This is a genomic window from Pseudomonas sp. H9, assembly GCF_004353925.1.
In the GTDB taxonomy this organism is placed as follows: domain Bacteria; phylum Pseudomonadota; class Gammaproteobacteria; order Pseudomonadales; family Pseudomonadaceae; genus Aquipseudomonas.
On record NZ_SMOK01000028.1, the window covers coordinates 61,101 to 72,819 of the forward strand.

General features: G+C 56.9%; 11 protein-coding genes. 4 read left to right on the plus strand and 7 right to left on the minus strand.

What is annotated here, in order from left to right:
• On the plus strand, positions 1-717 hold the full coding sequence (locus tag E1573_RS21595) for a helix-turn-helix transcriptional regulator (protein ID WP_133216589.1): 717 nt from the start codon (positions 1-3) through the stop codon (positions 715-717).
• 59 nt (positions 718-776) lie between these two features.
• Here the strand turns inward: E1573_RS21595 and E1573_RS21600 are convergent, their stop codons facing one another.
• Positions 777-1,730, minus strand: coding sequence for an adenosine deaminase (locus tag E1573_RS21600; protein ID WP_133216590.1), 954 nt, complete (start codon positions 1,728-1,730; stop codon positions 777-779).
• Between the two features lie 184 nt (positions 1,731-1,914).
• Between E1573_RS21600 and E1573_RS21605 the strand changes: the two genes are divergently transcribed.
• Positions 1,915-3,579 carry a phosphoethanolamine transferase gene (locus E1573_RS21605; protein WP_133216591.1) on the plus strand — a complete coding sequence of 555 codons (1,665 nt, stop codon included), beginning with the start codon at positions 1,915-1,917 and terminating at the stop codon, positions 3,577-3,579.
• A gap of 79 nt (positions 3,580-3,658) precedes the next feature.
• Here E1573_RS21605 and E1573_RS21610 read toward each other — a convergent pair whose 3' ends face one another.
• From E1573_RS21610 to E1573_RS21630, 5 genes are all read right to left on the minus strand, one after another.
• Positions 3,659-5,014 (minus strand): 8-oxoguanine deaminase, encoded by a 1,356-nt coding sequence (locus E1573_RS21610; protein WP_133216592.1) that lies wholly within the window; start codon positions 5,012-5,014, stop codon positions 3,659-3,661.
• Positions 5,015-5,129: 115 nt separating this feature from the next.
• Positions 5,130-5,810, minus strand: coding sequence for an SDR family oxidoreductase (locus tag E1573_RS21615; protein WP_133216593.1), 681 nt, complete (start codon positions 5,808-5,810; stop codon positions 5,130-5,132).
• Positions 5,811-6,146: 336 nt separating this feature from the next.
• Positions 6,147-6,731, minus strand: coding sequence for a YigZ family protein (locus E1573_RS21620; protein ID WP_133216594.1), 585 nt, complete (start codon positions 6,729-6,731; stop codon positions 6,147-6,149).
• A gap of 10 nt (positions 6,732-6,741) precedes the next feature.
• Positions 6,742-7,404: a TetR/AcrR family transcriptional regulator gene (locus tag E1573_RS21625; RefSeq protein WP_133216595.1), complete on the minus strand. Its 663-nt coding sequence runs from the start codon at positions 7,402-7,404 to the stop codon at positions 6,742-6,744.
• 62 nt (positions 7,405-7,466) lie between these two features.
• Positions 7,467-8,384, minus strand: coding sequence for a LysR family transcriptional regulator (locus E1573_RS21630; protein WP_133216596.1), 918 nt, complete (start codon positions 8,382-8,384; stop codon positions 7,467-7,469).
• Positions 8,385-8,502: 118 nt separating this feature from the next.
• On the opposite strand from E1573_RS21630, the gene E1573_RS21635 reads away from it, so the two are divergent.
• Complete coding sequence (locus E1573_RS21635; RefSeq protein WP_133216597.1) at positions 8,503-9,849, plus strand: aspartate aminotransferase family protein; 1,347 nt, start codon at positions 8,503-8,505, stop codon at positions 9,847-9,849.
• Between the two features lie 72 nt (positions 9,850-9,921).
• Positions 9,922-11,415, plus strand: coding sequence for a CoA-acylating methylmalonate-semialdehyde dehydrogenase (locus E1573_RS21640; RefSeq protein WP_133216598.1), 1,494 nt, complete (start codon positions 9,922-9,924; stop codon positions 11,413-11,415).
• 85 nt (positions 11,416-11,500) lie between these two features.
• Here the strand turns inward: E1573_RS21640 and E1573_RS26905 are convergent.
• Positions 11,501-11,719: hypothetical protein (locus E1573_RS26905; protein ID WP_218568391.1), on the minus strand; the 219-nt coding region annotated here is incomplete at its 5' end.

Consider the following 11,719-nt stretch of genomic DNA (forward strand, 5'->3'; position numbering starts at 1 on the left):
ATGAAACCTGTAACAAGTATCAGCCAGATTGCCAGCTTGCTGGCCGACCCGAAACGCAGTGCAATGCTTTGGGCCCTGATCGACGGTGTCGCGCGGCCCTCTGATGAGCTGGCAGACATGGCCGGCCTGACTCCCTCTTCTGCATGTGCTCACTTAGCCAGGCTGTCGGCCAGTGGGTTGCTCAAGCTTGAGCCTCGTGGGCGAAAGCGCTATTTCCGGCTGGCTGGCCCTGAGGTTGGCGCCGCTGTAGAGGCGTTGGCCAGTGTGCAGGTCACAACGCGAGAGGTGCTGGCACCTGGAGCGAGTGACGGTATTCCACTGTCGATGCGCCGTGCGAGATTGTGTGGCGATCATCTGGGCGGGGAGCTGGCGGCAGATCTATATCAGCGCCTGTTTGAAGCCGGGTGGCTGGAAGGCACCGACCAACAGATCGAGGCGACTCTCGAAGGGCGGGCACAGCTGGCTCGCTATGGCATCTTCATTGAGTCGCTGGCTCGCAATCAAGGCAAGAGTTTCACCAGTTGCCGTTGCTGTAGCGAATGGAGCGACCATCGTCCGCACCTGGGTGGCGCTTTGGGCAGCAGTTTACTGAAACTGTTCATGCAGTCTGGCTGGATCCGCGAAAGCGAGACCTCTCGCAGGCTGCACATCAACGCAGCAGGTTTGCACCAGATCAACCGGATAGCCCATCCGATGGCGCTGAAGTCCGTGGGTTAGCCGCAACGGCCAAGCCTGCCCTTTGGAAGCAGGCTTGCCATGCAATGGCTACAGGATGGTCAGGGTTTGACCAATCGCGCATCCAGGCTGTTTTGCGCCAAGCGCCGTGCTTGATCTTCAGTCATGCCCAGGTGGGTGTGCAGGGCGTGGAAGTTTTCCGTCACATATCCACCGAAATAAGCAGGATCATCCGAGTTAACGGTGACTTTCACGCCACGCTCGAGCATGTCGAGAATGTTGTGCTGGCTCATATGGTCAAACACGCACAGCTTGGTGTTGGACAACGGGCAAACGGTCAGTGGGATCTGCTCGTCGATGATCCGTTGCATCAGGCGTTCGTCTTCAATAGCCCGTACGCCATGGTCGATGCGCTGAATTTTCAGCAGGTCGATGGCCTCCCAGATGTACTCGGGAGGGCCTTCTTCACCGGCATGGGCAACGGTCAGGAAGCCTTCGTTACGGGCGCGGTCGAACACACGCTGGAATTTGCTGGGTGGGTGACCCATTTCCGAACTGTCCAGGCCCACGGCAATAAAGGCATCGCGAAACGGCAGGGCCTGGTCGAGGGTTTTGTGTGCTTCTTCCTCACTCAGGTGACGCAGGAAACTCAAGATCAGGCCGCTGCTGATGCCCAGTTGTTGCTGGCCATCTTTGAGCGCACGGCTGATGCCCTCGAGCACCACCTGGAACGGAATACCTCGGTCGGTATGGGTTTGCGGGTCGAAGAACGGCTCGGTATGGATGACGTTCTGCGCCTTGCAACGCAACAGGTAGGCCCAAGTCAGGTCGTAGAAGTCCTGCTCGGTACGCAGCACGTCGGCGCCTTGGTAATAAAGGTCGAGAAATTCTTGCAGGTTGTTGAACGCATAAGCCGAGCGCAGCGCTTCGACGTCGTTCCAGGGCAGGGCAATTTTGTTGCGTTCAGCCAGGGCGAACAGCAACTCGGGCTCCAGCGATCCTTCCAGGTGCAGGTGCAATTCTGCCTTGGGCAGCGCGTTAAGCCAGTCGTACATAAAGTCGGTTTCTCATCAGGTGCGGTTGGCAGCATTCTACAGAGGTTGGCTGCTGCCGGCGGAGAAAGCTGACCGGGTGGTGCCAGTCTGTAACGTCTTGTTCATTGATGTATGCCTCGTGGCAGTACGCGCTGATCGAAGCTACGCTTGGGAGGCAGGCGGGGACCATTGAGAAAAACTATAAATGAACAACTTACTAACGTTTCGCGATAGCCCTTTGAAGGCGTTGAAAGCCGAGTGGCCGACTTTAATATTGTGGTCGTTCCTGTTGTCGCCCTTGCTCATCCGCTTGGTAGTGAGCTATCAGTATTCGAAAATTGATTTGTTGGTTTTTTACACGATTGCTATATCACTACTATGGCTGCTGGCAATTCGCTTTGTTTCTGCAAACCAGTTCAAGGTTCATTTGATTCTGTTGCCGTTCTACGTGCTGGCCTGCATTGATCTTTTTCTGGTTATTAATTTTGGCGCAAGGTTGACGGCAGCGTACTTTTTTATTGGTTTGACCAACTATAAGGAAGCGAGCGATTTTCTCTCCACCTACTGGCAGTCCATCAGTATCGTGTTGGCCGCGTTTACCCTCTGCTACGGGGCAGGGCTGCTAGGGCTGTATAAGCGCCAGCTGTTCAAGAGCAAAATTATTTTTAGCCTGGCGGTCGGCGGCTTGCTGCTAGGGTATGGCGCGTATTTTTATAAAACCGTGAAGGTCAACTCACTGAACAAGGGGGCGGTTCTCGATCTGGTGGCAAAAGACCAAAGCACGCCGATGGGCTATTTGTCACAGATTGGTCTGACTGCCGAGTTGTATACAGAATCGAAAAAGCATGTGAAGCAGCGCCTGGAATCCGAAGTGGAAATAACCAGCATATCGGATGCGTCGAACATCGAAACCGTGGTGTTTGTGATCGGCGAGTCATCACGGCCACATAATTGGTCGCTCTACGGTTACGACAAGGAGACCACGCCGAACCTTGCCAGGCATACGGGAATTTTCAAGTTCAACAACATGTGCACGACGGCCCCTTACACATCGGTGGCGGTACCCGCGATGTTGAGCCTTCAGCACATAAAGGACTGGGACGCTATAGCGTCGACAAAATCATTGGTGGGTATCTACCGGGCAGCCGGATACGCGACCTATTGGTTGTCATCGCAAGAAGTCGATAGCTTTGGTGGGATCATTCCGCAGATCGCTGCCGAGGCGCAGCATCGCCAATTTTTTGAGCGCAGCTATGACGGCGCGTTAATTCCTGAATACGAAAAAATACTCAAGAAAGACGGCGCGGAGAAACAGGCGATTTTCATCCATATCAAAGGCAGCCACTTTGATTACTCGCGCCGCTACCCTGAAGAATTCAATAAGTTCCAGCCTGCAACGGATAGCGCAAAAGACAAGATTACCGCTGAGTATGATAATGCGGTTTTATACACCGACTGGCTGCTGAGCACCCTTATTGAGCGATTGAAGTCGAGCGAGCGGCCGTCCATCTTGTTTTACTCATCCGATCATGGCGAGAACCTCTTGGATGACAGCCGTGGATTATTAGGCCATGGGATGGGGAACGAATATGATCTCGCGGTATCGGCGTTTGTTTGGGCATCCGGAAATATTTCAGCGCATCAGTCAGTGAAACTGGAAAAGCTCAAGACACGGGAGAAACAGCGCATCAGCACAGCATCCCTGCCACATACGCTGTTAAGCCTTACAGGCATCTCAATGCACGGTTACAACAGTACGCAAGACCTGCTAAGCAATGACTTTGTATCGTCAGAGTGTCCGCACATGCTCGCTACAGGTTATGTGCCATCATTTGATTTTGATGCGAGTAAGTTGGTGTCTGCAGACTAACCATCTTTAATGTTGGCGAAGCAACACGATTGAAGTACAGGCTCATGTCGTGTTGTTCGCCACGTTGTATGTTGAAGCTTTAGCCGGCAATCAATTGTGCGGCTGCCTGGCGATGGTCCGCGATCAGCCCCTGAACATCCAGGCCTTCGATCTGGCCATCGATCACTCGCCACTGACCGGCGACCATGACCCGGTCGGCACGGTCAGCGCCGCACAGCAACAGGGCCGAAAGCGGATCGTGGCTGCCGGAGAAGCGCAGTTCATCGAGCTTGAACAACGCCAGGTCAGCTTGCTTGCCCACCGCCAATTCTCCGATGTCCGTCCGCCCAAGCAATTGCGCCGAGCCACGGGTCGCCCAGCCCAGGGCGCGTTCCGGAGTGATCACTTCGGCCCCATAACGCAGGCGCTGCAGGTACAGCGCCTGGCGTGCTTCGAGGATCATGTTTGAAGCATCGTTGGAAGCCGAGCCGTCCACACCCAGCCCGACCGGAGCACCGGCATTGGTCAGATCGACGGTTGGGCAGATCCCTGAAGCCAGGCGCATATTGGAGCTTGGGCAGTGGCAGATGCCGGTGCCTGCCGCACCCAGGCGAGCAATTTCATCCGGGTTGAAGTGAATGCCATGGGCCAGCCAGGTACGTGGGCCGAGCCAGCCGACGCTGTCGAGGTAGTCCACGGTGCGCAGGCCGAAGCGTTGCAGGCAGAAATCTTCTTCATCGAGGGTTTCGGCCAGGTGGGTATGCAAGCGTACATCCAGTTCTTCAGCCAAGGTTGCGCTGGCGCGCATGATCTCGGGAGTAACCGAGAAGGGCGAGCATGGTGCCAGGGCAATCTGGATTTGAGCGCCTTCGCCGCGCTCGTGGTAGCTGTGGATAAGTCGCTGGCTGTCGGCCAGGATCACTTCACCCTGTTGCACGGTTTGTTGCGGTGGCAAGCCGCCGTCCGCTTCGCCCAGGCTCATGGAGCCGCGAGTGAGCATGGCGCGCATTCCAAGGTTGCGCACAGCCTCGACTTGCACATCGATCGCGTTTTCCAGGCCGTCCGGGAACAGGTAGTGGTGGTCAGCTGCCGTGGTGCAACCTGACAACAGCAGCTCGGCCAGAGCAACGCGGCTCGCCAGTTCTAGTTTGGCCGGGGTCAGGCGTGCCCAGACCGGGTAGAGGGTTTTGAGCCACGGGAACAGCGGCTGGTTGACCACAGGCGCCCAGGCGCGGGTCAGGGTCTGGTAGAAATGGTGGTGGGTGTTGATAAGTCCGGGAAGCACCACGTGCTCGCGGGCATCGAAGACTTGCTCACAGGGTGTGGACGGGTTTTCGCCGAGGGCGAGGACTTGGGTGATACGGCCGTCTTCAAGAACCAGGCCGCCACGGGCATCGAGACTGTTGGCGGTGAAGATGGCAAGCGGGTTTTTCAACCAGATACGGGTCGCAGGCATGGTGCCGGCTCCTCTGAAAGTGGGTTCAGGTTAGCCAGCTCAGTGTTGCCCTGTCTGCTGATCCAGGTCCGCCACGGTGGGCGAGGTGCCGAGTCTACACCCACCGTGTGTTGTTTCACCAGATCAGGCTGTCGCCCTTGTAGTTAATGAAGTGCAGGCCGCCTTTGCCTGTGTGGGCCTTTATTTGTTCGAGCATGCCTTGGGTACTGGTGAGTATGTCGATCTCGGCATTTTCGCCGCCCATGTCGGTTTTGACCCAGCCCGGGTGCATCGCCAGCACAGTCTGCTCCGGTTGCTGCAGGGTGACGAAACTGTTGATCATCGAGTTGAGTGCCGCTTTGCTGGCTTTGTACAAGCACATCTCGCTGCCGTCAGGGATAGCGATGCTGCCTAGAATAGAGCTCATGAATGCCAGTACGCCGTGCTTGTTCAACTGTGGGGAAAACCGTTGGGCAACACGGATGGGGGACACCGCATTGGTCATGAACAGGTCTCCGACATCAGCCAACTGGGCACGCTCAGCATTCTGGTCACCTGGGCCCATAACTCCGGCATTGACGAACAGAAGGTCAAAACGCTGCCCGGTCAGTTGTGCTTGCAGTACGTCGAGTTGCTCAGTGCTGTTCATTTCCAGTGTTTGCACCTGAACACCAGGAATAGTTGCCAGTGCCGATGCCTTGGCAGGGTCGCGGACAGTGGCAACGATAGTCCAGCCGTCTTCCTGCAGGCGCTGCACCAGGCCGAGTCCGAGACCACGTGAGGCACCAATAATCAGTGCGGTTTTGTTCGAAGGCATGGATGAGCTCCTTTCAATGGATTGGTCGTTGATCAAAGATTAACCAGTCTAGTCAAACCGTGGCCGAACAGGCGATTGGCAAAGGGCTGCACGGCTTATCCACAGTTTGCTCCACAGTATCTGTGAGCAAGCACTTGTGCCGGGTATAAGCATCGCGAGGCTTCCTCCGGCGGGGCATAACTGGGGATAACTTACTGATTTTCAGACGGTTGAGCCGCTGTCATCAAATCTTGATCAAAATATGATCGTTTGCCTGAGAGGCACGTCGTTAAAGGCGTGCAGACGAATGCTCAGAGCTTATCCACAGCCGGGCCCACAGTGAATGTGGGCAATTGCTCAACGTCGCTCCAGCACAATTCGGCCTCGGCTCAGGTCTGCCAGTTGGCGTTGCAGCGGCTCGATCTGTTGCTCGCCCACAGCAAGCAGGAAGTCGACGCCGTTGGCGGTGAAGTGTTCTTCCAGCACCAGGCCATCCACTTCAGCGACTCGTAGTTTGAGCAATGCCAGCTCACTGAAGCTGCAACTGCAGCTGACTTCACTGCGACTGACCAGCAAGCGCTTTTCCGCCTGCTGCAGGCATTTGTTGGCGCCGCCGCCGTAAGCACGGGCAAGGCCACCGGTGCCCAATTGAATGCCGCCGTACCAACGGATCACCAGAACCACAACCTGGTCGCAGTCTTGTGCTTCGATAGCCGCCAGGATCGGGCGTCCGGCGGTGCCACCCGGCTCTCCGTCGTCACTGCTGCGATACTGCGCACCCAGCTTCCAGGCCCAGCAATTGTGGGTGGCGGCCAGGTCACTGTGTTGTTCAATGAAGGCCATGGCTTCGGCGGCACTGGTGATCGGCGCGGCCAAGGTAATGAAGCGGCTCTTGCGAATCTCTTCGCGAAACTCACAGGTGTCGAGCAGTGTAAAAGGCATAAACGCAGGTTCAGTCAGGAAGTTTCAGGCCGCAGCCTTTAAGAATGATGTGGATAAGGTTGTTGCTGGCATCTTCCATGTCTTGCTTGGTCAGGCGGCTGCGGCCAGTGACCTGGCAGATCTGGGTGGCAAAATCGGCGTAGTGTTGGGTGCTACCCCAGAGCAGAAAGATCAAGTGCACCGGGTCGACCGGGTCCATCTTGCCGGCATCGATCCAAGTCTGAAACACCGCGGCACGTCCCTTGAACCACTCGCGGTAGTCCTGGCTGAAATAGTCGCTCAGGCACTTGCCGCCACTGATGATTTCCATGGCGAAGATGCGCGACGCTTGCGGATTGCGTCGGGAGAACTCCATTTTGTTACGGATGTAGGTGCTCAGCGCCTGAGCCGGGTCGTCATCCACGCTTAGGGCGTTGAAGGTGCTGTCCCACAACTGAATGATGTTACTCAGCACCGCGACATACAGGCTGAGCTTATTGGTGAAGTAATAATGCAAGTTTGCCTTGGGCAGCCCGGCCTTGAGGGCGATGGTGTTCATGCTGGTGCCCTTGAAACCATGCCGAGCGAACTCGTCTTCGGCCGCCTGAATGATGGCTTGCTCATTCTTCTGACGAATTCGGCCGGCGGGCTTGCCCGGGGCGGTGACGCGATGCGCAGGGACTTCAAAGGACATGGGCGGTTCCAGACAAGGCAATGGGTATCACTTCAGAGTGGCTAACCTACCAGCAATAGCCTTCAGCGAGTAGCCGCCAGGCTCTCGAGGAAACTTTCCAGCACCAGATGTGGGCGTCGGCCTTTGCGGGTTACCCAACACAGGCTCAAGTCATAGAAGCGCTGCGCAGGTTTGAGCGCGCGCAGTCGGCCTTGCTGCACCCAGAAACTGGCGTAATGGTCGGGCAGGTAACCGATATAACGCCCGGTGAGAATCAGAAAGGCCATGCCTTCGCGGTCTGAGGCGCTAGCGGTGCAGTTCAGTGCCTGATAGTGCGCCTGGACATCGGCCGGCAGGCGGAAGGTCGGGGCGATGGCGTCTTGGGTATTAAGGCGATCGTCGTCCAATTGACGGTCATCGGCATAAAACAGCGGATGGCCAACGGCGCAATAAAGCAATGAACGTTCACTGTACAGCGGTTGATACTCAAGGCCCGACAGCGGGCTGGTTTGTGGCACGACACCAACGTGCAAGCTGCCGTCGAGCACACCTTGTTCGACCTGGCTGGGGGCGATCATGCGGATCTGGATACGCACATCCGGGCCGCGGTCTTTGAGCTGGGCCAGAGCGTGGGTAATGCGCATGTGAGGCAAGGTCACCAGGTTGTCGGTCAAGCCGATGTTCAGCTCGCCACGCAGGTGTTGATGCAGGCCGTTGACCTCGGTTCGAAAGCTTTCCAAGGCGCTGAGCAACTGCAGCGCTGACTGATAAACCTCGCGGCCTTCCTCGGTCAGCGAGAACCCGGCCCGCCCGCGCTGGCACAAGCGCAACCCCAGGCGTTGCTCCAGATCGCTCATTTGCTGGCTGATGGCCGAGCGGCCAATACCCAGAACGTTCTCTGCTGCAGAGAAGCCGCCGCACTCCACCACGCTGCGGTAGATCTTCAGTAGACGGATGTCGAAATCGCTGACTTGAGCGAGAGGATCGGGGCGTCGGCTCATAGTTTAGTGTGCGTCTATCTGAAGATTAGAAAAGTTGGGTTTTCCAGACTTTATCGTCATGACAACTTAGTCGCAACAACACTTGTCGCTGCTCAATTGCCTTGCGAGGACTTGCCCGATGAATCTGCCTGAAAACGCTCCTGTCGGTTTGGCCAGCCAGCTCAAGCTGGATGCCCACTGGATGCCCTATACCGCTAACCGCAATTTTCAGCGCGATCCACGGCTGATCGTTGCCGCAGAAGGTAGCTACCTGACTGACGATAAGGGCCGCAAGGTCTACGACTCGCTGTCGGGCCTGTGGACCTGCGGCGCCGGTCACACCCGCAAGCAAATCCAGGAAGCCGTAGCGCGCCAGTTGGGTGTGCTTGATTACTCGCCAGCTTTCCAGTTTGGCCACCCGCTGTCGTTCCAGCTGGCCGAGAAAATCACTGAGCTGACGCCGGGCAACCTCAATCACGTCTTCTATACCAACTCTGGTTCCGAGTGCGCTGATACTGCTGTGAAGATGGTGCGTGCCTACTGGCGCCTGAAAGGCCAGGCCACCAAGACCAAGCTGATCGGTCGTGCTCGTGGTTACCACGGCGTGAACATCGCCGGTACTAGCCTGGGCGGTGTCAACGGCAACCGTAAACTGTTCGGCCAACTGCTGGATGTCGACCATATTCCGCACACCTTGCTGGCCAGCAACGCTTTCACCAAAGGCATGCCGGAAGAGGGTGGTATTGCCTTGGCCGATGAAATGCTCAAATTGATTGAGCTGCACGACGCTTCGAACATCGCCGCTCTGATCGTTGAGCCGTTGGCTGGTTCCGCTGGTGTACTGCCTCCGCCAAAGGGTTACCTGAAGCGTCTGCGTGAGATCTGTGACCAGCACAACATCCTGCTGATCTTTGACGAAGTGATCACTGGCTTCGGCCGCATGGGCGCCATGACCGGTGCCGAAGCGTTCGGTGTAACGCCAGATCTTATGTGCATCGCCAAGCAAGTCACCAATGGCGCGATTCCGATGGGTGCGGTGATCGCCAGCAGCGAGATCTACCAAACCTTCATGAATCAACCGACGCCGGAGTACGCTGTGGAATTCCCACATGGCTACACCTACTCGGCCCACCCGGTTGCTTGTGCGGCAGGCATCGCGGCGCTGGACTTGCTGGAGAAAGAAAACCTGGTGCAGGCTGCTGCTGAACTGGCGCCGCACTTCGAAAACGTGCTGCACGGCGTCAAGGGTGCGAAGAACATCATCGACATCCGTAACTACGGCCTGGCTGGCGCGATTCAGATCGCAGCGCGTGACGGCGATGCCATCGTGCGTCCATACGAGATTGCCATGAAACTGTGGCAAGCCGGTTTCTACGTGCGCTTCGGTGGCGACACCCTGCAGTTTGGCCCGACCTTTAACAGCCAGCCGCAAGAGCTTGATCGTCTGTTCGACGCCGTTGGTGAAGCGATCAACTCGGTCGCCTGATCGAGACACCTTATATAAGAAGAGGGCGCGAGTACGCTCGCGCCCAGATAAAGCCCCTTTCTGGAGTTTTGCATGAGCACTGTTCAACATTTGATCAATGGCGAGCTGGTCGCTGCTAACGAGCGCACCGCTGATGTCTTCAACCCGTCTACTGGCCAGGCTATTCATAAAGTTGCTTTGGCCAGCAAACAAACCGTTCAGCAGGCCATCGACTCCGCCAAGGCCGCGTTCCCGGCCTGGCGTAACACGCCGCCGGCCAAACGTGCTCAAGTGATGTTCCGCTTCAAGCAACTGCTGGAGCAGAACGAAGCGCGGATTTCCCAATTGATCAGCGAAGAGCACGGCAAGACCCTGGAAGACGCTGCCGGTGAACTCAAGCGCGGCATCGAGAACGTCGAATTCGCCTGCGCAGCCCCTGAAGTGCTCAAGGGTGAGTACAGCCGCAACGTTGGCCCGAACATCGACGCTTGGTCTGACTTCCAGCCGCTGGGCGTGGTTGCCGGTATCACTCCGTTCAACTTCCCGGCTATGGTGCCGCTGTGGATGTACCCGCTGGCCATTGCCTGTGGCAACTGCTTCATCCTCAAGCCTTCCGAGCGTGATCCAAGCTCGACCCTGCTGATTGCCCAGCTGCTGCACGAAGCCGGCCTGCCTAACGGCGTGCTGAACGTGGTGCATGGCGACAAGGAAGCTGTAGACGCGCTGATCGAAGCACCAGAGGTTAAAGCGCTGAGCTTTGTTGGCTCGACGCCGATCGCTGAATACATCTATGCCGAAGGCACTAAGCGTGGCAAGCGTGTCCAGGCACTGGGCGGCGCGAAAAACCACGCCGTGTTGATGCCGGATGCTGACCTGGATAACGCAGTGAGCGCCCTGATGGGGGCTGCTTATGGTTCGTGCGGCGAGCGCTGCATGGCGATTTCCGTAGCGGTCTGTGTTGGTGACCAGGTTGCCGACGCGCTGATTGCCAAGCTGGAACCGCAAATCAAAGCACTGAAGATCGGTGCCGGTACTTCCTGTGGCCTGGACATGGGCCCGCTGGTTACTGCAGCAGCGCGTGACAAGGTAGTTGGCTATATCGATGACGGTGTTGCTGCCGGTGCTCAACTGGTGGTTGATGGTCGTGGCTACCGTGTTGCTGGCAATGAAGATGGTTACTTTGTCGGTGGCACCCTGTTCGACCGCGTCACCCCAGAGATGCGCATCTATAAAGAAGAGATCTTCGGGCCTGTGCTGTGTGTTGTTCGTGTTGATAGCCTGGAGCAGGCGATGCAACTGATCAACGATCACGAGTATGGCAATGGCACCTGCATCTTTACCCGTGATGGTGAAGCAGCACGTCTGTTCTGTGACGAGATCGAAGTGGGCATGGTCGGCGTCAACGTACCGCTGCCGGTGCCGGTGGCTTACCACAGCTTTGGTGGCTGGAAACGTTCGCTGTTCGGTGACCTGCATGCTTATGGCCCGGACGGTGTGCGCTTCTACACTCGCCGCAAGGCAATCACTCAACGTTGGCCGCAACGCGCAAGCCATGAAGCCTCGCAGTTCGCTTTCCCGAGCTTGTAAGGGCTTTAGCGGCAAGCTTTAAGTTTCAAGCGGCAAGAGGGGTGGGCGCTGCGCCTGCTCTTTCTTGCCGCTTTTAGCTTGTGGCTTATAGCTGCGAAGCCCCCGGCGAAACAAAATTGAAATAAGTGCTTGACGCCCCCTCAGATCTCTCTATAATTCGCCCCACTTCCGGCGCAGTCGGAACGGAAAACTCCTTGAGATTCAATGAGTTAGATGTTCCAGGTAGTACCGGAAGGGCTTCGATCGAAAGATCGGCAGCGGTGAAAAAGGTGGTTGACAGCGAATTGAAACGCTGTAGAATTCG

Bases quoted from the DNA above. Each gene is read 5' to 3' on its own strand.
- E1573_RS21595 (WP_133216589.1), top strand. From the start codon at position 1: ATGAAACCTGTAACAAGTATCAGCCAGATTGCCAGCTTGCTGGCCGAC.
- E1573_RS21600 (WP_133216590.1), bottom strand. From the start codon at position 1,730: ATGTACGACTGGCTTAACGCGCTGCCCAAGGCAGAATTGCACCTGCAC.
- E1573_RS21605 (WP_133216591.1), top strand. From the start codon at position 1,915: ATGAACAACTTACTAACGTTTCGCGATAGCCCTTTGAAGGCGTTGAAA.
- E1573_RS21610 (WP_133216592.1), bottom strand. From the start codon at position 5,014: ATGCCTGCGACCCGTATCTGGTTGAAAAACCCGCTTGCCATCTTCACC.
- E1573_RS21615 (WP_133216593.1), bottom strand. From the start codon at position 5,810: ATGCCTTCGAACAAAACCGCACTGATTATTGGTGCCTCACGTGGTCTC.
- E1573_RS21620 (WP_133216594.1), bottom strand. From the start codon at position 6,731: ATGCCTTTTACACTGCTCGACACCTGTGAGTTTCGCGAAGAGATTCGC.
- E1573_RS21625 (WP_133216595.1), bottom strand. From the start codon at position 7,404: ATGTCCTTTGAAGTCCCTGCGCATCGCGTCACCGCCCCGGGCAAGCCC.
- E1573_RS21630 (WP_133216596.1), bottom strand. From the start codon at position 8,384: ATGAGCCGACGCCCCGATCCTCTCGCTCAAGTCAGCGATTTCGACATC.
- E1573_RS21635 (WP_133216597.1), top strand. From the start codon at position 8,503: ATGAATCTGCCTGAAAACGCTCCTGTCGGTTTGGCCAGCCAGCTCAAG.
- E1573_RS21640 (WP_133216598.1), top strand. From the start codon at position 9,922: ATGAGCACTGTTCAACATTTGATCAATGGCGAGCTGGTCGCTGCTAAC.